The 23,121-nt window shown below is 39.7% G+C and carries 21 protein-coding genes; 12 read left to right on the top strand and 9 right to left on the bottom strand.

The features are described 5' to 3' along the window. Positions 1–18 precede the first annotated feature (18 nt). Positions 19–519, bottom strand: coding sequence for a YchJ family protein (locus KCG35_RS07810; protein WP_215819127.1), 501 nt, complete (start codon positions 517–519; stop codon positions 19–21). 662 nt (positions 520–1,181) lie between these two features. Here KCG35_RS07810 and KCG35_RS07805 point away from each other — a divergent pair. The 4 genes from KCG35_RS07805 to KCG35_RS07790 all read left to right on the top strand — a co-directional run bounded on the left by KCG35_RS07805 (position 1,182) and on the right by KCG35_RS07790 (position 6,607). Further along, a complete protein-coding gene (locus KCG35_RS07805) occupies positions 1,182–1,838 on the top strand; it encodes a DUF4360 domain-containing protein (RefSeq protein WP_215819126.1) in 657 nt (218 codons plus the stop codon). Between the two features lie 500 nt (positions 1,839–2,338). Beyond that, complete coding sequence (locus tag KCG35_RS07800) at positions 2,339–3,001, top strand: DUF4360 domain-containing protein (RefSeq protein ID WP_215819125.1); 663 nt, start codon at positions 2,339–2,341, stop codon at positions 2,999–3,001. Positions 3,002–3,259: 258 nt separating this feature from the next. Continuing rightward, the gene (gene dinG, locus KCG35_RS07795; RefSeq protein ID WP_215819124.1) at positions 3,260–5,395 is read left to right on the top strand and encodes an ATP-dependent DNA helicase DinG; all 2,136 of its coding nucleotides are present in this window, start codon (positions 3,260–3,262) and stop codon (positions 5,393–5,395) included. Between the two features lie 51 nt (positions 5,396–5,446). Continuing rightward, entirely contained in the window at positions 5,447–6,607 is a 1,161-nt protein-coding gene (locus KCG35_RS07790) for a serine hydrolase domain-containing protein (RefSeq protein WP_215819123.1), read from the top strand. A gap of 78 nt (positions 6,608–6,685) precedes the next feature. Here KCG35_RS07790 and KCG35_RS07785 read toward each other — a convergent pair whose 3' ends face one another. Both KCG35_RS07785 and KCG35_RS07780 read right to left on the bottom strand, forming a co-directional pair. Then, positions 6,686–7,306, bottom strand: coding sequence for a tetratricopeptide repeat protein (locus KCG35_RS07785; protein WP_215819122.1), 621 nt, complete (start codon positions 7,304–7,306; stop codon positions 6,686–6,688). Positions 7,307–7,420: 114 nt separating this feature from the next. Continuing rightward, positions 7,421–7,618, bottom strand: coding sequence for a zinc ribbon domain-containing protein (locus tag KCG35_RS07780; RefSeq protein WP_215819121.1), 198 nt, complete (start codon positions 7,616–7,618; stop codon positions 7,421–7,423). A gap of 192 nt (positions 7,619–7,810) precedes the next feature. On the opposite strand from KCG35_RS07780, the gene KCG35_RS07775 reads away from it, so the two are divergent. After that, the gene (locus KCG35_RS07775; protein WP_215819120.1) at positions 7,811–8,989 is read left to right on the top strand and encodes a 1-acyl-sn-glycerol-3-phosphate acyltransferase; all 1,179 of its coding nucleotides are present in this window, start codon (positions 7,811–7,813) and stop codon (positions 8,987–8,989) included. Positions 8,990–9,927: 938 nt separating this feature from the next. Continuing rightward, positions 9,928–10,383, top strand: coding sequence for a DUF2753 family protein (locus KCG35_RS07770; RefSeq protein WP_215819119.1), 456 nt, complete (start codon positions 9,928–9,930; stop codon positions 10,381–10,383). 75 nt (positions 10,384–10,458) lie between these two features. Here the strand turns inward: KCG35_RS07770 and KCG35_RS07765 are convergent, their stop codons facing one another. Beyond that, positions 10,459–11,541 carry a GGDEF domain-containing protein gene (locus tag KCG35_RS07765; protein WP_215819118.1) on the bottom strand — a complete coding sequence of 361 codons (1,083 nt, stop codon included), beginning with the start codon at positions 11,539–11,541 and terminating at the stop codon, positions 10,459–10,461. A 405-nt stretch (positions 11,542–11,946) separates the two neighbouring features. On the opposite strand from KCG35_RS07765, the gene KCG35_RS07760 reads away from it, so the two are divergent. The 3 genes from KCG35_RS07760 to KCG35_RS07750 all read left to right on the top strand — a co-directional run bounded on the left by KCG35_RS07760 (position 11,947) and on the right by KCG35_RS07750 (position 13,762). Further along, complete coding sequence (locus KCG35_RS07760) at positions 11,947–12,414, top strand: outer membrane lipoprotein (protein ID WP_230409082.1); 468 nt, start codon at positions 11,947–11,949, stop codon at positions 12,412–12,414. A gap of 65 nt (positions 12,415–12,479) precedes the next feature. Beyond that, positions 12,480–13,028, top strand: a complete 549-nt coding sequence (locus KCG35_RS07755) for a sigma-70 family RNA polymerase sigma factor (RefSeq protein WP_309227327.1) — start codon at positions 12,480–12,482, stop codon at positions 13,026–13,028. After that, entirely contained in the window at positions 13,025–13,762 is a 738-nt protein-coding gene (locus KCG35_RS07750; protein ID WP_215819116.1) for a DUF3379 family protein, read from the top strand. Before KCG35_RS07755 ends, KCG35_RS07750 begins: the two co-directional genes overlap by 4 nt. A 94-nt stretch (positions 13,763–13,856) precedes the next feature. Here KCG35_RS07750 and KCG35_RS07745 read toward each other — a convergent pair whose 3' ends face one another. From KCG35_RS07745 to KCG35_RS07735, 3 genes are all read right to left on the bottom strand, one after another. Continuing rightward, entirely contained in the window at positions 13,857–14,297 is a 441-nt protein-coding gene (locus KCG35_RS07745) for a DUF2489 domain-containing protein (protein ID WP_215819115.1), read from the bottom strand. Between the two features lie 109 nt (positions 14,298–14,406). Then, the gene (locus KCG35_RS07740; RefSeq protein ID WP_215819114.1) at positions 14,407–14,901 is read right to left on the bottom strand and encodes a YiiD C-terminal domain-containing protein; all 495 of its coding nucleotides are present in this window, start codon (positions 14,899–14,901) and stop codon (positions 14,407–14,409) included. Between the two features lie 151 nt (positions 14,902–15,052). Further along, the gene (locus tag KCG35_RS07735; protein WP_215819113.1) at positions 15,053–15,853 is read right to left on the bottom strand and encodes an alpha/beta fold hydrolase; all 801 of its coding nucleotides are present in this window, start codon (positions 15,851–15,853) and stop codon (positions 15,053–15,055) included. Between the two features lie 271 nt (positions 15,854–16,124). Between KCG35_RS07735 and KCG35_RS07730 the strand changes: the two genes are divergently transcribed. Then, positions 16,125–17,072, top strand: a complete 948-nt coding sequence (locus KCG35_RS07730; protein WP_215819112.1) for a helix-turn-helix domain-containing protein — start codon at positions 16,125–16,127, stop codon at positions 17,070–17,072. Here KCG35_RS07730 and KCG35_RS07725 read toward each other — a convergent pair. Next, positions 16,996–17,472: a GNAT family N-acetyltransferase gene (locus tag KCG35_RS07725; protein ID WP_215819111.1), complete on the bottom strand. Its 477-nt coding sequence runs from the start codon at positions 17,470–17,472 to the stop codon at positions 16,996–16,998. The genes KCG35_RS07730 and KCG35_RS07725 overlap by 77 nt on opposite strands. 250 nt (positions 17,473–17,722) lie before the next feature. Between KCG35_RS07725 and KCG35_RS07720 the strand changes: the two genes are divergently transcribed. Both KCG35_RS07720 and KCG35_RS07715 read left to right on the top strand, forming a co-directional pair. Beyond that, complete coding sequence (locus KCG35_RS07720; protein ID WP_215819110.1) at positions 17,723–18,736, top strand: efflux RND transporter periplasmic adaptor subunit; 1,014 nt, start codon at positions 17,723–17,725, stop codon at positions 18,734–18,736. A gap of 17 nt (positions 18,737–18,753) precedes the next feature. Continuing rightward, positions 18,754–21,921 (top strand): efflux RND transporter permease subunit, encoded by a 3,168-nt coding sequence (locus KCG35_RS07715; RefSeq protein WP_215819109.1) that lies wholly within the window; start codon positions 18,754–18,756, stop codon positions 21,919–21,921. Positions 21,922–22,087: 166 nt separating this feature from the next. Here the strand turns inward: KCG35_RS07715 and KCG35_RS07710 are convergent, their stop codons facing one another. After that, complete coding sequence (locus KCG35_RS07710) at positions 22,088–22,375, bottom strand: hypothetical protein (protein WP_215819108.1); 288 nt, start codon at positions 22,373–22,375, stop codon at positions 22,088–22,090. Positions 22,376–23,121: the final 746 nt, after the last annotated feature.

Here is a 23,121-nt window from a genome sequence, read left to right as displayed (position 1 = left end):
TAGTAACTACAGTAGCGTTTAGCTGCGCATACAACACTTCTTGTATTTTTTTCCACTGCCACAAAGGCAAATATCGTTACGTGATAGTTTTTTTACCTTGATCGATGGCACAGTATGTGGGTCGATATAATACCACTTTTGATTAATTCTGCAGAATGTTGAATTTTCATGTAATTGGTCTGACTGCTGTGAAGATTTTAGCCGGTAGTGAGCAATAAATTCTACTTCACCATAGGGATGTGTAGGGTGGCCAAATAAGCAGTGAATAATTTCTAACCCAGTCCAATCCGTTTGTTGTGCCCACTGTTGTATTTCATGTTGTTTAAGAAAAGGTTGTTGGTCTGGGTGGGTAGTATTGACCAAATAATCAACACGCTGTTGCTGATAAGCCGTATAACGGGACCTCATTAACTGTTCAGCTGTTTCGGGACGTTGTTCATTGTTCAGAAACCGCAGGCAACAATCCTGGTATGTGTGTCCACTGTGACAGGGGCATGGAGCATTTGTAGATAGTGACATATCAAGCTAACAATATCATCTTGTTTAGTTATATGTTTATACTCTTGAGTAACTTAAATGTCCAAGATTTTTTATCTTTAGGGCATGGGTAATAATGTTTTTTGTACGGATATAGATTATCTAAACATATTTCTCTTGTGTGCAATGACTTTCACTGCTGAGATTCCCTATGAAGAAAAAAATGCAATTTTTAGTCTGTTGTATTTACGGAGGGTGAGCAGAAGAGCATAAAATTATTGTTTTTTAAAAATTCTATGATAAATTGCGGCAAGTTAGTTTAAATATAAACTACATATAACATGTCTTTCGCACTTTATTTACTATTGCTGTGAATAATATTTAAGTGAAATATACCTATCGTAAATTGGTAGAACAATTGATGAGCGCAGGCTTAGTTAAAGGAATACCTAGAATCTGATGGGTTTTTATTTATCACGTTATGCATAGCAGGCATGATGTCATTCACTTAAAAAAATGCTGGAGATGTGTATACCTGTTGCGAAGAGTTTTTGTATTGCTAGCCAAATGTTTAAAAGTGGGGGCTTATAAAAGTGATTCGTAAGCAGTGTAATAGGAAGCTTTACATGGCAAAGCAGTTAATTAAGGGAGTAATATAGTTTGTCATGCTTCTGGATGAAGAGAATCGTTAAAAGGACATAAATATGAAAAAGATTTTCAACAAAACTTCTGTAGTTGTATGCTGTGCTATAAGTTCGTTATTGATTGGAAACACGGTATTAGCTGTGGATCCAGATCAGCCGCCAGAAGGTAGTGTGTATATTGAAAACATCGTGTACGGGGGAAGTGGATGCCCACAAGATAGTGTAGGTATATCGATCGCAACGAATGGCTTAAACTTTGGTGTTTCTTTTGACCAATATATTGCTGGAATTGGTGATGGATTTGGTCGCGCAGACCAAAGGAAAAGCTGTGATCTACGTGTTAATTTAAAAGTACCTCCTGGCTATGCTTATACTGTCGCAGACCTAACCTATCGTGGATATGCTGAAATGGATAGGGGAATCTTTGCCTCTATGTCATCAACATATCATTTCCAGGGAGAAGCGCTTGATGCTGGGTTTGTCAAAAATATGCGTGGGCCTATAGAAGAAGATTTCACCTATACTGATAGCCTGGACCTTGAGTCATTTGTGTGGTCTAGCTGTGGTGCAACAGCGCCTTTAGTCTTGCAGACAAAAATGAAGCTCAAAAAAGCCCGCTTTACGCCACCAGAGTCTGGGGGGACGATAGGGGTTGATAGTGTTGAAGGTAAATTAACTCATGAGTATGGCCTTTTGTGGAAAAAATGTGAAGGTTAATCTTTTACCAAAATTTCACTATTTGTAAGTATCTAAGCAAGGCCTTTAATTTGTTTGTGCTTAATAAAATTATGCTAAATTAAGGGTTTTGTTACTGATAAACAATTGTTGTATTTTTTGTACAGTGTGTTAGATTGACTGCGCGTTAACAATTACTTAAAAATATTTAGTAACTTGTTTAACACAGTTTATGTCTGCATTAACTGAAAAAAAGGAATGAAAGGGAGCTTCGTTAATAAGGCTTAGGCTAAATAGCAAAGGGTTTTGTTCACCATTAAGTCTTGAGACTTTTTATTTATGCTTATTTTCCTATGATTTTAATTTTGGGGTTTTTTCTTTTGTTTTTCAACGAATATTGTGTATGTTAGGTGCATATATTTTTGCTCATTGGTGCTGTTTTATGTGAAATATGTTATCAAGAACGAGCTAGGCTAGTGCAGATAATAAAAAGTATTGAATTATATAAAAACTCATCCACATGGATAGGTGAGGATTATAACATGATTAAAAAAACAGGCTTGAAAGTCCTGGGGACTTCATCTCTTTTCGTTGCAGTTGCATTATCCACTTCAATCGCACAAGCACAGACGGATCCTGTAACACCTCCTCATGGTCAGGTTTATGTAAAAGACATCACTTATGGTGGCAGTGGCTGCCCTCAGGGGTCTGTTGGCATCTCTGTGGCTGATACTGGACTTAACTTTGGTGTGTCATTTGACGAATATATTGCAGGTATTGGTCCTGACTTTAGTCGGGCTGATAAGCGTAAAAACTGTGATCTTCGTGTTAACTTGCATGTGCCTTCTGGTTATTCGTACACAATTGCTGATGTAAACTACCGTGGTTATGCAGACCTTGACCGAGGGATTATTGGTAAGTTTAAAACTAAATATCGTTTCCAAGGTGAGCGCTTAGAAGCTGGGTTTGTACAATCAACTCGTGGACCAGTGAGTGAAGATATTTTGGTATCAGATAGTCTGGATCTTGAAGCTTTTGTATGGTCAGCCTGTGGCGCAACTGCTCCTGTTGTACTTCAAACCAAACTACAGTTAGCCAAAACACGTATGGCTGCAAATGATGCAGGTGGTGTGCTGGGTGTAGACAGCATTGAAGGTAAGCTAACTCACGAATATAGCTTGGTGTGGCGCCGTTGCAGCAACTAATGATCTTTATAGTCAGCACATGTTGTATTGCTGAGTGAGGGTATATTGTTGTAGCCTTAACAAACGGCTGGTAAGTATGTTTTCTATTAGTGTATTTATTGGCCTGATGTAAAATTTTAAGCTTTATCGTTCATAAGCCTTACTGTTGTCAGTAAGGCTTTTTTGTATGTTGTTAGACTGATAGTCGTTGAGTGAATATCTGGTGAGCAAATTACTCAAAATTGTCTTATCATAAAGCTGGCAATTTATGAGGGTCGTATGCTGAGTTCATCATTAAAAAAAGTGATTCAAGATGCTTATCGTGCATTTTTAAATAGCAAGCAGCTAAAGCCGAGATATGGCCAGAAGCTGATGATTGCAGAAATCGCTAAAACGATGGGCTCAATTAAAGAGGATGAGGAGGGGCTGCGTATTGGTGATCCCGCAGTCTGTGTTGTTGAAGCGGGAACAGGAACTGGAAAGACCGTAGCCTACGCGTTAGCAATGATTCCAATTGCCCAGTCATATGAAAAACAGTTGGTGATTGCGACTGCAACGGTGGCGTTACAGGAGCAAATTTTATTCAAGGATCTGCCTGAACTCAGGCAAAATAGTAGTTTATCGTTTAGCTTTGCTTTAGCCAAAGGGCGAGGCCGTTATGTGTGTTTAAGTAAGCTTGATAATATCTTACATGATGGTGCTTCGACACTCGTTACACAAGATCTATTTGTTGCTGCAGGATTACTGAATACTGATCAGCCTTATGACAGACAGATTTACCAAACCATGTTGGATAAGTTTGCCAGTAGCCGTTGGGATGGCGATCGTGATAGTTGGTCTGACGTTATTGCGGATAAAACTTGGCAATTAGTGGCGACTGATCATGTGCAGTGTAGTAACCGTCGTTGTACTTATTTTCATCAGTGCGCATTTTTTAAAGCAAGAGAGCAACTGGGTGAGGCCGATGTTATTGTCACTAACCACGATATGGTTTTGGCTGATTTGGCTTTAGGAGGGGGAGCTGTTTTGCCTGCGCCAAGTAAGACACTTTATGTGTTTGATGAAGGTCATCACTTACCAGATAAAGCACTTAACCATTTCAACCACAACTCACGGATTCATAGTACACGTTCCTGGTTAGAACAACTACCCAAAACACTACTTCAAATGCGTGATAATGAAGTCATTGAGCGTGCCAGTGCTGAGAAGTTTATCCCACGGGTAGAACAAGCCTGTGAGCAGTTAAGGCAGGATTTATTGATTTGGCAGCAACAAATAATGCCTCTTTTGCCGAGTAAAGATGAACAGGCTAAACCTCAATATCGTTTTGCACATGGTGTGTTACCAGAAGCATTGCGCGAAAGTGCAGGTATCATTAAGGCGCAATTTGCCCTTTTAGTTGATATTTGGGGGCGTGTGAGTGAGCAGATTAAGCAGTTACTTGATCAAAAAAACTATATTATTCCTCAGCATGAGCTAGAGAGTTGGTATGCCTTAGCGGGCATATTATTGTTAAGGGTTGAGGATAATTTTGATTTATGGACCGTATACAGTGTTGAAGATGACGCTGAAGCTCCACCTAATGCTCGCTGGGTAACCTGGCATGGACAAGGGGGGCAAACGGATTTGGAGTTATCCTGTAGTCCTATTCTTGCGGCTAAAACATTACGCCAAAACTTGTGGAATCGCTGTTTTGGTGCTGTGGTTACCTCTGCTACTTTGACAGCATTGGGTCAGTTTGAGCGCTTTAAAATGCGTGCGGGCGTAACTGATACTACTCATTTTGTAGTTGTTCCAAGTCCATTGCCTTATCAGGCTGCTGCACGGTTCGTAGTGCCTTCGATGCCATGTACGCCTAAAGATACTGAATTACACACTGCATTTATTGTTGATTATTTACCTGAGTTACTTGGAGTTCAGTTAGGTGCCTTAGTTTTGTTTGCCTCACGCCGGCAAATGGAAGATGTTTATACAGAAATGACTGGGGCTTGGCAGGATAAGATTCTGATGCAAGGTGATTTGAGTAAACAGGAAATCATTTTGCGACATAAAAAACGTATTGATCAACGTAAAGCGAGTGTGATTTTTGGTTTAGCTTCTTTTGCGGAAGGAATTGATTTACCAGGTGTGTATTGCGAGCATGTAATTATTGCCAAAATACCGTTTGCTGCTCCAGATAACCCTGTTGAAGCTGGGCTAGCAGAGTGGATTGAACAACAAGGTGGTAATCCTTTTATGCAGGTAACGGTACCTGATGCTGCAACGAAACTGGTTCAAGCTTGTGGTCGATTATTGAGGCATGAAACTGATCAAGGCATTATTACTTTGCTTGATCGTCGAATTGTTACCCAGCGTTATGGCAAAGCAATTCTTTCATCTTTGCCACCTTTTCAGCAAGATATTCAGCCAGCATAATGGATATAACAATAAAAGACTTTTTCACAGGTTTAATGGATTTTCTTAGTTATGCAGACTTCTGAAATAACGACACCTGTAGTACAAGGTTATTATGAAGAACGATTTCATGGATTAAAAACGCTGTTTCAACAGCAAATGGAAAAACAGCATGGTGCTTCATTAAGTATTTGCCAAAATGGTGAGATGCTCGTAGATATTTGGGCTGGTCATATGGATAAGGCTCAGCAAGAGGTATGGCATCAAGATACATTGGTGAATATTTTTTCCTGCACTAAGGTGGCAGCGATTGTTAGCTTGCTCCAGCTTTATGAGCAGGGCGAATTATTGTTGGATAAACCCGTCTCTTACTATTGGCCAGCTTTTGCCCAAAATAGCAAAGGGCTAGTTACTGTCGAGCACCTATTAACACACCAAGCGGGTTTACCTGCATTTAAACATGAGGTATTGCCTGATGATTTATTTGACTGGTCAACTATGGTCAATCATATAGAGCGCGCAGAGTTATGGTGGCCTGCAGGAACTAAGCATGGCTATGCGCCTGTAACATTTGGCTGGATGGCGGGTGAGCTATTTCGACGTATTCAAGGAGAGTCTCTTGGTAACTATTGGCGTGAACTTATAAAAAATGAGTTTCAGGAGGAGTTCTATATTGGTGTACCTGAGGATGTGACATCACGTATTGCCACTATGATGCGGTTAAATCAACCTGGTCAAAATCCCCAAGGCCTTTTAGCCGAGTTAATGAGTCGGCCTAAAGGTATTACCGCACGAAGTTTTACTAATCCACTAACCATCATGACCAGCACAAATTGGCCTCAGTGGCAATCAATGGAGTTACCTTCTGCTAATGGTCATTCAACAGCACGAGCACTGGCTAAAATTATGGCTGACCTATCCAGTATAGAGCCCAAACTTTTAAAGCCAGAAACACTATCATTAGCGACTCAAACTTATGTTTCTGGTCAGGATGCGGTGCTACCTTGTCAAACGCGCTTTGGTTTAGGTTTTTTATTGCACCAGTCTTATTCTGGTGGGCAGCTTGGAGCGCACCAGAATTTTGGTCATCCAGGTGCTGGTGGTGCATTGGTTGTGGCTGATCCTATCCGTCAGCTTGGGTTTGCATTTGTTACTAATAGTATGGGGGCAGCATTACTCGTTGATGAGCGTGCTGAAGCGCTGCTGGAAGCCTGTTATCGTGATCTGGATTAACTGCAGCGCTTAATGTGAGTGAGGTGTGAAGCCAATTAATTCTGGTTGTTTTTAAAGTTAATTGCGAATGACTTCGTACTATTGCTGAGCAGCTTGGGATTTTTCTGCTTTTTGTTGAAGGTAGAGATGTTTTAAGCTGGCCAGTATGGCGTTAGCTTGCTCAATTTGTCCTGGCGCAAGAATATGCTTAATCCTTGATACTTCTTCCTGAGCATTTGCTTGGTGTGGGTTATGTGCTTCACTTGATAGACTTAACCAAATATAAGCCGTAATCAGGTTGGTATCGACACCAATACCTTTGTGAAAAGCATGGCCTAGGTAGTATTGTGCTTCAGCATCTTTCAGTTTTGCTGCTTCATTTAATAAATTAATGCCAAATTTCTCATCCTTAGTGACACCTTTACCTTCTAAATAAGCTAGGCCAAGCAGACGCTTCGCAACGGGGTGATTAGCTTCAGCAGCAGGTTTAAGGTAGCGAACTGCCTTTGTATAGTCTGTTTCCCCCATACTGCCTGTAAAGAAGGCTTGTCCTGCCGCTACCTGAGCAGCTTGATTCCCTTGTTTTGCTAATGATTCAATATCTGTTAAGTCATTGGCCAAAGAGCTAGGTACTTGTAAAGACAACCAAATCAAGGGAAGAGAGAGAAGGCGTGCTAGATTTGAAAACTGCATAAAAACCTCTGCTGATTGTCGTAACATGGATACGCTCATCCATTTAGGCATGATGTTCTAGCTAAAACGGCGATGGCATTATAGCGGATAGGTGGAGTCATCCCAAGTACTGTTATGATAGAGGTCAATTCTTCAGCATGTTTAGCAGTCATCCATCGTAAATACTTTTATATCAGCTTGTTGCTGAATAGGATCGTAGTCCACAACCAAACGAATAGGGCGACAGCATATCTGGCAATCTTCAATAAAGTCCTGAATATCACAAAGTGGCTCTATTGCAGCATTAAATGGTTCGCCACAATAAGGACATTGTAAAGTGAGCCATTGAATTGATTCCATTTAATAACAACCTATCTATGTGATTAACAGAAAACGGTGTCTGATTTGTACTATAATGGCGAGCTTCTTAAGCAGTACAATGTTGGACAATACTTTCTTAAGTCCTATATATAGCTTGTTGTAGTTATATAGTATTGCAGGAAAAACGAATAAAATTGTTGTTAATACAGTCAGAAGGTGGACCGTTGTTGCATGGACAACTTCGATGATATCAGGCCTTATCACGATGATGAGGTAAGAATGGTTTTGGATCGCTTGTTAGATGATGGTGCATTTATAAATGCAATGACTTCGCTAAAGTTTCCCAAATGCCCTGAGTTTTTACAGCCTGGTTTAAAATATTTAGTGCGTATTGCACTTCGTGAAGAGCTGCGCCATGTTAAAGATGTCGCAGGGCTGCAGGATGTGCTGGAAACATATATTGATCGTAATATCCAAAAAAATACATCGCAAGTCACTTATTCTGGACAAGAATCACTGAAAAATGCCCGTGGTTATCTTTTTATGTGTAACCACCGGGATATTGTTATGGATCCAACATTCGTTAACTTCGCACTCTATCATCATGGTATGAAGACTCCGCGAATTGCAATTGGGGATAATCTGCTAAGTCGTCCTTATGTCAGTGATCTGATGCGCTTGAACAAAAGCTTTGTTGTTAAGCGTTCCGTTAAAGGAAGAAGAGAAAAGCTGGCGGTTTATAAGCAGCTTTCAGCTTATATCAATCACTCGCTGAGTAGCTTTGAATCAATTTGGATTGCTCAGCGTGAGGGACGTTCTAAAGACAGTAACGATAAAACCGATACTGCAATTCTTAAAATGCTGTTAATGGCACAAACAGATAAGGATGCAACGTTTGCTGAGCAAATACAACGACTCAGTATTGTCCCGGTTGCAGTGTCCTATGAATATGATCCTTGCGATATTGTTAAAGCAAGAGAATTAGCTTATCGAGCAGCGCATGGTAAATATGATAAAGCTGAAAATGAAGATGTGAACAGTATTGTGCGTGGAATTACGGGGTATAAAGGACATGTTCATATTTCATTTGGTCAATGTTTAGAAGAGGAATATTCAAATGCAACGGAGGTAGCTAATGAAATAGATCGTCAGATCCATTCGCTTTATCATTTGCATCCTTCTAACTTCTTAGCATTTGAGCAGGTCAAAGAAGCATTTGCAGATATAACCCCTCCCACGCTGGAAGCATATTTTCCTGATCTTGATTTAAAAGCAAAACGAGAAGAATTTGAGCAACGCTTGGCCTCTTGTCCGGAGACATGGCGCCATTGGTGGCTTCAGGCTTATGCTAACCCGCTGATTAATAAATTTCGTTGCCAAATGAGCAGTTATGAGTCAGATGACTCATAACGTGTGCGTTGGCACAGCTTATGTGTTGGCCTTTATTGAGTATTGAAAGTTATAGTCAGCAGCTTTAGTGCCAAGGAAGGTGCAAAATTTCTCTTTCAACACTGAGTGGGTAAAGCAAGTATATTCAGCTCAGTGCAACTCATTTTTTATAAATATAAAATAAGTGCGGATGTATAACTGGCCCCAGCCATAATAAGAGAAAAGATTGATACTGTTCGGAAGAGTTGGGTCCAGATGTGTTGAGATGCTGCAGAGTAGGACTTTAATGGAAGCTGTTGGATATCGCTATAAACTAGAGCATGTTTTGTTGCGTGTTTACGAAAATAGATGTTTATGGTTAAAACAGTACTTAATAGTAAATAAATAGATCCTAATATAAACAAAGAAAAGCTTGGCTCACTGACTGCAAATTGCCATAGAGTATTCATAAGCATAATTAGGTACTTCTTCAGTAAATTGTTTGATTAAACTTGACTGAGATAAAGTCTGCCTCAATCTATAAAATTCACTGCATTTTAACTGGTTAAATAATGTACAGCCACTATTGTGATGAATGATAAATTAAATATGTGAACCTGATATCAATTTATAATCATATGGCTTTGCAGTGCGGATAACAATCAATTGTCAAATTATTGGCGTCGCTTAGGAACTTTCTCTGCTATATTTTTTCTAACCATGAGTACTAAGTGTGATCATATCGTGTTTTAGGTTATACGCAATATGACGTTTTTTTATTTACATGATACATATATTACTTAAAACAAAAGCGCATAGCAGCCTTGTTAGTGGAGATTGAGAGTAGGTTGTATACAAAGGAGAGTCCTTCAATCAATCACAACGGCTAATGTTAAAGTCGGTAGATAGACGTGTTTGGATAGGAATAAGGTTGCTGAATGAGATTAAGCTTGAACATCATTTATTGAGGATCAGGTACAATGCAAAGCCTGGAAACTCGGTGGCGACAATTAACATTTCAAGGAAGTGAAGCATTTCACACAGAGCAATATTGGGAAGCTCAAAAATATTTCTTTCAAGCCTTATTTGTTGCTGAAGATATACTGCTTTTAGAGGATAGTCGGGATAGTAGTTTGCCTGTTGTCCAGTTATTTATGCTTGCTTGTCATAATTTAGCAGATACCTATTTAGCTTTAGGGCTTAAAATTCAAGCATTTGAATATTACCGAAAGGCCTATGCAGATTTAGTTCATTTACTAAACTCACCATTACAAGATGAGGATATACGTCAACAAGCCCAGGAATTTGTAAGTAAAGCGGCAGATGAATGGCAACAGGCATTTAATAGCTTGGATAAGCGTATACTATGGGGTTGGTGTAACCAGCAACAGAGTAATAAGCCTGGTCATATCATGTCGTATAATGCAAGGCACTAGTAAGTTATACTGTCAGTTTTTGTTTTCTTTTTACTGCAATGTCTATACCAAATAAATTATCATTAGCCTAACCGATTAACATTGAAGTGAATGGTTTTGGCTATTTGAAATTGGCTGTTTTGTTGAGCAGATAGGGGTAGGCATCAGTGACGATGAAATTAAAGGTGAAATTTTGTTTTTCTTTTGCTGAAGTAGTTGCTGATCGGCTTGATTTAACAGTATTTCAGCATTCCAAGTAACATCTTTTAAGTAGATGGCAGCCCCACAAGAAATTGAAATTGGAATAGCTCTTTCTTGATAAATTAGAGGCTCTTTTACAATAGCTTTTTTTAAGCGTGTACTTACAGCCTGAGCGTCTTTCATACTTTGGTTGGGTAATGTGATAACAAATTCATCACCCGCATAGCGAAAGGCCTGATCACTTCTTCGTAGAGTTTTTTGGAAAACATAAGCAAGGTGTTGTAAAACGGCATCTCCACAATCATGTCCAAATTGATCATTGATCTGTTTAAAGTCATCACAGTCAATAAATAAAATGGCTAAAGATGCTTGATAGCGTTCACAACGTGTCAGCTCATTTTGGATATGATCAAGCATTACTCTTCGGTTATAAAGGTTTGTGAGTGGGTCTCTTTGTGCAAGGTATTGTAGGTTGTCATGCTTATTCAAAAGAGAAAGCAGTAAAGAGACTTTGGTTGCCAGTTGGTTAAATAGGGAGCTGACATCTTGAAACCAATGAAGCTTATTTTTTTTAAAGCCTAAGTTAAGTACGGCAACTAACTTTTCTTGAAAATAAATGGGCAACATAAAGATGCCATCAATGTGATTAATATATTTGGTAGGAATTATACAAAGTTGCTTTTGTTGGCGTAGCAGGTGTAAGCCATTGGGATTATCATCCAAAAGCTGTTGTACAATTGATTCGGTTTGAAAGAGGCTATGAGCATAAAGCCATTTAGGTACGCGCGTGGGAAAATTTATGGAAGAAATGGGTATATGAGGCGTTAGGGTATACCATGCGGCTTCTGTATTAAAATACTTTAAGCTAGCTTGTAGCAGTCGCTTAAGAAGCCCTTCACTACTATTGCTTGTTAAAAGGCAAGCATCAATTTTAAAAAAGATTTGTTGGGTCTCTTGGAACGTTATATCAATAGTCATAACTGTTTTATTATCTACATCAAAACTGCAGACTTAAACCTCATAAATTATTCTATGGATATCATTTTTATAGATATCACTTGATGTGTACGATCCGATCCCTTTCCTCACCCTTTTAAAGGGCGTTCATAATTTGATTATGAAGTTTGTCATAGTTATACACATGATATCGGTATAAATTCTCAAATGATGAAATTGTCTCGTAATATTTTTACTTAGTAATTTTTTCTTAAAGTTTTAGTAAACTTTTGTATTTTTTGTGGTCTATTTTGATAAGTCTCTGTGAAGTATCTTTAGGACGGTGGTAAAGAATGATTTTATCTCCTGCAATTAATGAGAAAGGTGCGATAATCAATAGTAGCAATGTAATGATTAAGTGTGGAAAACACGGTTAGGTATGGAACCATGATAAAGCTAAAGAATGTGGCAATTACAGCCTTGGCGGCTTTTTCCTTAGGTCTTACTGGCTGCATGTCGAACTTATCTGGAAATAGCTATTCTCGTGATGAGGCTAGACAGATGCAAACGGTTCAGTTCGGTACAGTTGTAGGAGTTGAAGCAGTTGCTATTGAGGGCACCAAAAGTGGTGTTGGTGCTATAGCAGGTGCTGCGGCAGGAGGTATTGCGGGCTCTACAATTGGTGGTGGCCGTGGCAGTGATATTGCTGCTGTTGCGGGTGCTGTTGCGGGTGGTTTACTTGGAGGTCAGGCAGAGGAAGCCTATACTCGTTCTCACGGTGTGCGATTGACCATTCAGTTGAATAATGGCGCTTATATCTCGGTTGTTCAGCAAGTTGACCCAGCTGTACGTTTCTATCGAGGTGATAGAGTGAGGGTTTTGACGGCTAATGGTGTTTCTCGCGTTGTTCGCTAAAGCCTTTACAGTTCAAGATAATATTAACCCTTTGAAAACATGCCCAATCAGGTGGACTGTGAAATATTTTTATAGTCCACAGGGTCTTTATTGGCATGAGCAAAAAAGATATGCAATTTAAAGCGTTAGTCGATGCTTACTATAAATCGCTGTATCGTTATGCGTTCTGGCTAACATCAGATGAGAGTATTGCTGAAGATTTAGTACAGGAAACGTTTATGCGGGCTTGGCGTTCATTAGACAGCCTGCAGAATGAACAAGCCGCTAAATCTTGGCTGATAACGATCTTGCGTCGAGAAAATGCACGGCGTTTTCAACGAAAATCGTTAGAGTATGCTGACTTAAGTGTTGATGAACTTGAAGATCAAACACATTCATTTGATGTCTCCACTGATGTGGATGCGATCCGTCAGGCATTGTATAAATTGTCTGATAAGTATCGAGAGCCATTGGTTTTGCAAGTTGTGATGGGGTTTAGTCAAGAAGAAATTGCCTCAGAAATGGGGTTACCTATTAATACCGTTGCTACTCGACTACGCCGTGCTCGGTTACAGCTTAAAGAGTTGCTGGGAGATGATCACATTAAACAAGGGGTTAATCGGAGGGGCTTATGAAATGCCTGGAATTTCGTCGCTTAGCTTTGGAACAACCTGCGGCAATTCCTGCGGAGGCCCAAGCGCATATTCGGCAATGTGCCAACTGTAAACAGTTTTATCAAAAACTGAACACACAAGAAGCGGCTTTAGCACAAGCATTAGCGGTTGATGTGCCTGAGGACTTAGTAGCAAAAATCATGTTACGACAGAGTTTTGCACCTGAGGAGCCTGCTGGCTCAAGTGCCAAAGGGTCACATCAAGGTGTCAAAAGAGGCATTATAGGATTTGCGCTTGCAGCATCGATTGGTGTTCTTGCCGTTATGCTCAACTGGTTACCGTTGAATACCCCAGTATATGAAGAGCATGGAGCGACTGCTGAGCTTATGATTCGCCATGTTGAAGATGAGTCAGAAACACTCACTAAGACTGAGTTGATATCTATGGATACTTTTCGCAAAACCTTACAGAATGTCAATTTGCAAGCTAAAGCAGATTATCAAGGAATTACATTTGCGGGTAACTGTATTGTTGATGGTATTTTAGCGGCACACTTTGTGGTGCAAACACCTGAAGGTCCTGTAACGGTTTTATTGATGCCAAATCACCCGTTCCATGATCCCATCGATTATAGCGATAAACGTTGGCATGTAGCGATGGTGCCAATGAAAAAAGGTTCAGCTGCATTTATTTCACCTCCAGGATTAAACTGGCAGGTAGTTAAAGATCAGATGATGGCTATAGTTAAAGTGTAATAACTGATGCCACAAAACGTATTCGCGAAAAGATATTAAACAAAAGGGCCAAGACAGGCCCTTTTGTTTTTGCGCTGTAAATAATTGATACGCTTTAAAAGCCATACACAAGTAGCTTTTTGGCTGCCTGAATTATTTCTTCTCGATGCTGAGTTTCCAGCTCAATTCGCTCTTTATCGAGAGCATGAAGTTTATTAGGGCGCAAACTATGGCGCGCATCATGGGTTGGCATATCTTTTGTTGCGATATACATAGTGTCAATTACGGCGAAATCAGCATGTTTTAGGATATTTTCATCAATATTTTCTAATAAAAATCTTAGCCGTATGCATGCTTCAGATAAATTAACCTGCTCGTTGACAACTGCTGCAGCTATCAGTCGTATACTGGAGATTAAAAAGTCTCGGTGTTGTTTTTTGTATTCACGAATTTTGGCCTGATTTTGAAAAACTTCGCGCCAAAGCTTAATTGCCCAAATAGCAAGTGCAAGTGTAATTATGGTGGCAATAATTAATAACAACGTATATAACGTCATAGGACTCTCATTTCTACTTTTAACAGCTTGGTCATTAGAGCACTTTGCAGTTTAGTGCAGAACTATACATGGTATTTATTAACTTAACGTAAGCATAAATGTGCTGTTTTTACTCATTGAAGATCATTGAGCAAGCTGCAGACGCTGGTGGGGCGTTAACAGAGGCAACATAGGTCCCTGTAAAATCTGCGGTGAGTTTATTTCCTTGTTTTACTTGGACAGGAAGAATTAGTTTAGCTGTACTTTTTACATTTAAATCATGGCAGAAATTATCAAGATCACTATCCTCCGGACGGAGACATTCAGCAAAAAAATCATCAGTAATAGGCTTCAAGTAACGTAATTTACTCTCAGCGATAACGACTTGATTAGGGCCTGAAGCTTGTTTTGCAAGCAATGTAGCCATTGCCCAGCCGGTAATGGTTGCTAAGGTGGCGATACTTCCACCAAATGCGGTTTGTTTGTCATTTACATTAACGGCTAGCGGAGCACTGAGACGCAAACACTTGCCATCAAAGTAGCTGACTTCAATTTGCATAGCCGCTATTAAAGGGATATTAGAGTGTAAATAGGCATCAAGTTCTTGAGCAATTGCTAATTTCATTATCTCACTACAAACGCTTGAGGTTTAATTGATTAGGCTGTACGTGAAGTATTGTGGCTATAAAAAGTGTTGAATCATTCTAATCGCTGCCTGCAGGGATTGCCACCATTGCTTAGGTGTCAGTATTTATAAGATATAAACGATTGTTAAACTACCCTGTCAGTGCAACCTGCTGTTGTGACAAAAAGTGTAGCAGGTGTTGATTGACTTGCTCTGGTTGGTCCAAAGGCGAGGCATGTCTGGAATCAGTAATAACTGCAAGGGTTCCCTGCTTAAAGTGTCGTATATAGCTTTGTTTGTAGGCAACCGGTGTGTAATCATGTTCTGCTGCCAGCACAAGTACAGGGCATTGAATACGCTCAAGTTGGGGTTCAACACTCCAGTGTACAAGGGCTTCAAAAGCCGCTAAGTAAGCGGCTTTATCATTTTGTTGCCAGCGTTGAGTGCCTTTTTCACGAAGCTTGTCCTGAGAGGGCAGAGGGAATAGCCTCTTCATCAAAAGGTAACTGTGCACGCGCATACCAAAGAGTTTAATAATGGCTATACGCTGCCAGATAAATAGCTTGGTTGACCAGTTTAGCGAGCTAATGCCTGGACCACTGTTGATGAGGGTGATGGAGTAAAACAGTGTTGGATGATCAACAGCCAGCTGTAATGCAATCATGCCTCCCATCGATAAACCTACAACATGACAACGTTGTATTTTGAGTTGAGCCAGTAGCTGACGGATATCCTCTGCCATACCCCTAATTGAATAAGGGCCAGGTGGTTTAGCTGAATCTCCATGGCCGCGAAAGTCTGGTGTGATGACATAATAATGTGCGGCTAGAACCTCAATTTGAGCCTGCCAGTCTTTACCACAAGACCCTAAGCCATGTAAAAGTAGTACCGGAGTACCCTGCCCATAGCAGTTGTAAGCGATTTTATGTGTGTTGACTATGGTCAATGGCATGGTGTTGGCCTTCCCTAGCACGTATAAATACCAATTGTCTGTTACGGTTGGGCAGGTTTAATAGAGGCGCCCCAGGGTAGTTGGTTAAATAGATGACAAACAGTCTGGCTAAATAATTTACAAAAAAAGCATAGCGCGACCAACGAATTTGTCCATTGATCAGTCATACAGGCTAACCCAAAGGCATTAAACCCACAGTAAGCTTAAGTGTAACGGCTTAAGATGAAGTTTGTGGGGGTGGTGTTTAATAAATTGAGAAGTGGCAGTAGTTATGTTGGAACGGTTTGGTGATTACCTTAAGCGTAAGCGTAAAGCGCAAGGTTATACACAAGAAATGATAGCAACAGCGTTTTCTAGCTTCTCGCCAGTACTGACAGGTATTGATGCTGTTACGGTAAGTCGTTGGGAGCGCTTTACTACAGAGCCACCCATTAGCAGGCAAAAAGAAATTATTTGCTTTTTTAAAGACGAGATAAGTGAAGTATTTCCCTTCATGCCGGCTAAAACCACACTGCAGTCTACTGATCAGTCTGTAGCGTATTTGTTAAAACACTACCTTAACTCAACAAAATTACAGTCAAAGATTGGCACCTATCCAGAGCAGTGCATTAATAATTATGAGCTCAAGTCACTGTTGTCATTAACGACGGATGAGCATTTACTCCGCCTTATTTTGGATTATGACCATTCTATTTATCAGTCTGATAACAACGTGACGTTATCAACCTTACAAAAGTGGATGCAATCAGGTTGCTCTCCGTTAATGATGGCATGCACAAAGTTGGGACACTACTTTGGACACTTAATAGCGTTGCCAGTGACTTTACAGGCGTTCTTACAACTGATTAATAATGAATTGGCTGAAGCTGATATTTGCCTATCACACTTGGCTTCAGTTAACGAACCCCACTGTTTATACGTTTTTTCTCTGTATGGTGGAAGCCGATTGGCTGCATCACTCATTATCTTACAGATCATGTCTTATGTGAGTCAGTACCGTGACTATGTGCAGAAAATTGGTGGCTTGTGCGCAACAAGTGATGGGGTACGTCTTGCTAAAGCATTTCATTTGCAGCCAAAGTTTGTTGGGCCTACTGTGGCAAATGGTTCTGTCCGCTTTCAGGGACGAGAGGTAGAGTTTGTTACGTTTTCGGCAAATGTGACTGATATTTTGGCAGATCGAGGGGTGCGTCAAGTGATGACGGGCTTTGCCAGATAAGGGCTTGTAATCGAGCATTACGTTGTTGATAGGCTTTAAAGCGCTGTAGTATAGGCACAGGGAGGGTCTGGATATTCGGACTAATAAATTCAGCTTTTAAGTAAAACGGTACTACGTCCTGATCAGCAAAACAGTAATAATGACTAATAGTAAGAAAATCGATTATTCCATTCAGTAAGGCTAGTCCTAGCCCTTGTCTACGTAACGCATAGTCTACCCACAATCCCCTTAATAACCACTGATCAGTTAAGGGGACGAGACGTAAGGCTGCGACAATTTGGGATTGTTGCAGTACAAATATATTCTCATTGCCTCGTGCTTTGCCTTTATATCCTTGTACTTTATAAAAACGATTGACGAGAGGATACTCAACAGGCTTTAACTGCTTTACTCTAAACAAGACGTCGGTCTCGGAATGTGAATAGTGGCAAATTGATTACACCATTAGTCAGTGATAACCTCGTAACGTGTTCAGTGTACCTTATTAATGAGAGATAAAGTAGACGCTATGGATAGTGTGTATTAGCCTAATTTATTAGAGACTCGGTAGATATTTGTACTTAGTGTGACATGTTTATAAAACATTAAAATTTTCAACTCACGATATAACATTTAGTTTTTACTCAATAGCAGCAGGGACGAAACAATTAATGAATCGCGTATTGCCGTATATTGCAGTTTTATGGTTTTCATTTTTATGTTGCAGCGTAAATAGTGAAACTCGAGTAAGTGCAGAGCCTGCAAGTGAGCTTCTATTTTATCCAACACGTAGCGCTCCTGCGCAAGTTGTGGCACTAAATAAAAGCCAAATTCCTGCAGAAATTTCAGCACGTTTAGTTTCAATGCCAATTAATGTCGGTGATCAAGTAAAAAAAGGAGCTATCTTAGCGAACCTTGATTGTCGGCAGACACTATTAACTAAACAACTACAACAAGCTAAATTAGCAGAACTTAACAATCAGTTAGCCTTTAGTAGACGTGAGTTGCAAAGAAATGTAAAGCTTGCACGTAAACAGACAATTGGCGAAGCAGAGCTGGATCGATATAAAACCAGTGTAGTCAATACAGAAGCACAGTTAGAAGCACAACGCGCAGCACTGGATATTGCTGAGCTAAATGTAGAGTACTGTGAAATAAAAGCGCCTTATAGCGGAGTAATTACGAAGAAAATAGCTAATGTGGGTGAATTACTCTCTATTGGTACTCCTGTGATTGAGTTATTGCAAACAGATCATCTGGAAGTTTCAGCAAAAATTGCGCGTTCTGATGAGTTTTCTTTTATTAATGCTCGCCATTATGAATTTTCGAGTAGTGAAAAAACATATCCCTTAAAAAAACGTACTCTACTACCTTTTATTGAAAATAATACCCGAAGTCGTGAGGCACGCTTTTTATTTACAGAAGACTTCTCAATTATTGGTAGTACTGGCCGTTTACTCTGGGAAAATCCTACCCCTCACTTACCTGCTTACCTATTACAAAAACGAGATAAACAATATGGCATTTTTATTGTAGATGAAAATTCCGCAAAGTTTATTCAAATTGATGGAGCACAAGAGGGAAGACCAATTTCTATCAATATTGCATCAACATCATTGGTGATCATTGATGGCCGTCATGGGTTAGTTGATGGTGAGCAACTCCATATTGTCAAAAAACAATAAAATAAGGAACGAAGACAATGTGGTTACGTAGTTTAATCGAAAATCATAAACTTACTAATTTACTTTTTTTATTAATATTATTGATGGGGTATCTGGTTTATTTACAATTGCCAAGAGAACAAGACCCTAGTATTAATTTTAATTGGGTGCAAATAACGACGTTATTACCAGGTGCTTCTGCTCAAGATATTGAAAAAAAAATTACCGATGTATTAGAAGAGGAGCTGGAAAAAATACAAAATGTTAAGTTTGTATCCAGTACCAGCCGTGAAGGTGTTTCCAGTATATTAGTTCGTTTTCAGGATATTAGTCAGCGCTTGTTTGATAAACGTATGGCTGATTTGCGTCGTGAAATAAATAATGTAGAAGATGAATTGCCAGAAGAAGCAGAAAGCCCCACAATTTATGAAGTGACCACAGCAAATGCATTCCCAACAGCAACCGTAGTGATATCAGGACCAGCCGATGATGAAAACTTACGTCGGCAAGCCATTATTCTAGAAAATGAATTAATTCGAACAAAAGGCGTTGATCGGGTTCAACTCACTGGTGAGCGAGACCCAGAAATACAAATTCGATTTGATGTAGAGAAAATACAGTTACTTGGTATTTCTCCAACGGCGGTGGCAGATACTATTCGAACATTTTATCGCGATATTTCAGCAGGTAGCGCACGTGTTGGTGAAGATCAATGGTTAATACGCGTTGAAGGGACAACCACCAACCCTGATGAGCTTGCACAATTACCTGTATTAACGAATCAAGGCTCACACAGTGAGGTACGCCTGGGAGACATTGCTGAAGTTGTTTGGGCGAGAGCCAAGGCTGATCGATTAGTTCGTTTTCAAGGTCGTCCTGCTGTGATGTTTGCTGTCATGAAGCAAGAAAGCACCAATACCCTGGAGCTTGTAGAAAGAATTAGCCATCTTGTAGAAGATAAAAATAAATTTTCTAAAGAATTAGGGGTGAATTATACGCTGATCGATGATCAAACGTTAATTACCCGTAATGCATTATCCATCATGGAGAATAATGCTTTAATTGGTTTGGCCTTTGTACTCTTTGTAACCTGGTTTTTTCTTGGTTCTCGCATTAGTTTGCTGGTTACCATTGGTATTCCTTTCACACTGGCGGGTACTTTTATCATGTTAAAAGTATTTGACCAAACGTTGAATACTTCTGTGCTGCTGGCGATTGTCATTGCATTAGGTATGTTGGTTGATGATGCGGTGGTCGTGGTTGAGTCAATCAACAATAAGATACGTTCTGGGCTAAAAGGGATTCATGCGGCCTGGACTGGACTCACTGAGGTGATTGGTCCGGTAACAGCCTCAGTATTGACCACTATGGCGGCATTCTTACCGTTGATGCTTCTACCAGGCATTTTAGGTAAGTTTATGATGGTGATACCCTTAGTGGTTACAACGGCATTAGCAGTCAGTCTCATTGAAGCCTATTGGATGTTGCCAGGACATATCATTGCCGCCAAAGTGTCATTCGCGAGAGTTTCTGCCATTGATAATTTTAGACAACATATTATTCATAAATTCAAAGTGTATTATGGTTATGCATTGCTTAAGGTTATGCGTCACCCTAAAAAAACAATATCTGCACTGGTCTTGCTATTTGCTGCGGCACTTTCAGCCGTTGAAAGTGGTGTGATTCGTGTGGATTTTTTCGCTGCCGACACCATCCGCCTATTCTACGTTAATGTGGAAATGCCAACCAATAGCTCATTAGACGAAACAATGGACAAGATGCTTGAGGTTGAAAAGCATGTGGCTAAAAACTTAGAGGATCATGAAGTCCGTTCCGTTGTGAGTTATGCTGGGCAAATGTTTACAGAAACAGCGCCTATGTTTGGTGAACATCTTGGGCAAATTATGGTGAGTTTGCAACCGAGAAAAGAAGATTATCGCTCAGTAGAGCAAATTATAGAAGATATGCGTAGTGATGTTTTACAAGTCATAGGACCGACAAATATTTCCTTTTTAAAACTTGCGGGTGGCCCACCGACGAGTAAGCCTGTCAGTGTAAAAGTACGAGGGAAGGAGTATAGTGAGTTACGGCAGGCTACAGATGCATTAAAAGCCTATATAGCAAAAAATAACAATTTTCGAGATATATCAGACGATGATAGTAAAGGACGTTATGGGCTTACATTAAAGCTGAATAATGATGCGATTAATCGTCTGGATATCGTACCTAATGAGGTTTACCGAACAGTAAAAATGTTGGTTGATGGCGAAATAGTGAGTTATGTTCAGCATGAAAGTGAGCAGGTCGCTTTACGAATCAAGTCAACATCAGCGGTTGAAAATAACTACAATGATATCAATGAATTATTACGCTTATCTGTTCCTACTCGAAATGGGGATAATGTACCACTAAAAGAACTGGTGAATGTTAAAACTGAACAGGTTAAAGGCAATTTACGCCACTACAATTTCTTGCGCACCATAACGCTAGAGTCAGATATTGATAAGCAAAAAATTGATACAGTTGCCGCCAATAATCTCATTAAAGATTATTGGGAAACCATTGCTAAAAAATATCCTAATGTATCATTAGATTTTTCAGGTGAATTAGATGATATACAGGAGAGCATTGATGCTATAGCAATGTTGTTTATGTTGGGTATTGGTTTAATGTATTTAATTTTGAGTACGCAGTTTCAAAGCTATTTTCAACCCTTGATGGTGTTGATTACCGTACCTATGGCATTTACAGGTGTCGTCTTAGGGTTATTTGTATCAAGCAATCCTCTTAGCTTATTTACGCTGTATGGTATTGTTGCGCTTGCTGGCATCGCTGTTAATGCAGCAATAGTACTGATATCTACAGCTAATAAGAATTTGGCTAAAGGTATGACTTTGATCCATGCGATATTTTACGCATCTAGACGGCGAATGTTACCTATTTTGATTACGACGTTAACAACCATTGCCGGGTTATTTTCTTTGGCAGTAGGGCTAGGTGGTCATTCGCTTATTTGGTCTCCAGTCGCGACGGCAATTGTTTGGGGCCTATTCTTCTCGACGTTTCTAACACTCTTTGTTGTGCCTGCTTTGTATCAGATGTCGATGTATCGAGTTGCTAATAAGCGAAATATGACCCTGTTTGTTACTCAAGATCAAGATTTACAGCAAAACGGTATTAGTAAGGATAAAGAGGTAAGAAAGTGAGGTAAGTCGCGCTTAGCGAGTATGAGCTATCTATTGAGCTAACTATAGCGTTATAGGCTACGCACCAATGCGGTAGCCTATAACGCTAAGATAGGGTTTTAATGTAGTCGAATATGTATGTTAGTTTATTGCTGACTAAACCCATAATTGTGTTGTGAAACAGTTTCTAGCCATGTCCACCACCGCCAATAGCGGCAGATGGTATACAGTTGTACCCTGGCTTAGGTTTAATCGTAATTTTCCCCTCATCGTATAAAAGTTGCTGGCGATAACAAAAGTCGAGGGGTTTACCTGTTTGTCTCACATATTTGAGTTGAGCTTGTTTTTGTCTGGCCCACTCATTGCCTGGTGTTGTATTTTCACTGTCACCTGCAAGTGCTGATAGCGGGCTAGCCAGCATAAGGGAAGAAAGTCCCAATGCGAGTCCAAGCTTTTTTTCCCATAAGGTTAACATCACTTTTTTCCTCAGAGTCATTATTTTGATGAGCAATCTAAGCATAGGATAAATTATTGAATGGCGTAAAACGTTTTCTTTTTTGCGTACGATGTTTCCAATCTTGCGCGTTTTGTAGAAATAAATTTAAGATGATGGTTAATGTGAGTAAATTTCGTAAAGGGTTTTGGTCTAAACTAAAATAGTATATTAGTTTAATACTTTCTACCATTGTTGCTGTATTTTCTGCTAAGTGCATATGGAATATAAACTTCACCAAAGCTACTAAATAAATTCTATTTATATGAATTTTTTACAGTATCTAATTGCTATTTTAATGGGGTTATCAGGAGTTTTGGTAGTGGGATAATTTTTTCTTTAGAGCCTCGAATAATGATGGCCAATACTTAAAATCAATATTCGTTGTTTTAACGGTATTTTTGATATTTAAGCTTTATTTAAGTACCTCTCGATATAGGAAGAGCCGTGCTGAAAAAACTTGGTTTTGGATGGCGTTGTTGAATAAATCGGCCAGCCCATCCTTCTTTAGTGTTTTGGCGAATTAATGGTACCCTGATGCGACTACTAACCCATCAGAAGCCATTACATGCCGTATAAACATAACCAATTCAGTCACCGGCAACATAAAAAAGCCAAATATAAGGTGATCAATTGGGCGGAATATACGGAAGCATTGCGTCGTCGCGGCGATATTACGATTTGGTTTAGCGTTGAAGCCATTGATGAATGGCATCCAGCCAAAATTC

This window comes from Zooshikella harenae, assembly GCF_018837975.1.
Classification (GTDB): Bacteria; Pseudomonadota; Gammaproteobacteria; order Pseudomonadales; family Zooshikellaceae; genus Zooshikella; species Zooshikella harenae.
The sequence above is the reverse complement of the archived record's forward strand: the minus strand, read 5'-3'. Positions and strand labels throughout refer to the sequence as shown.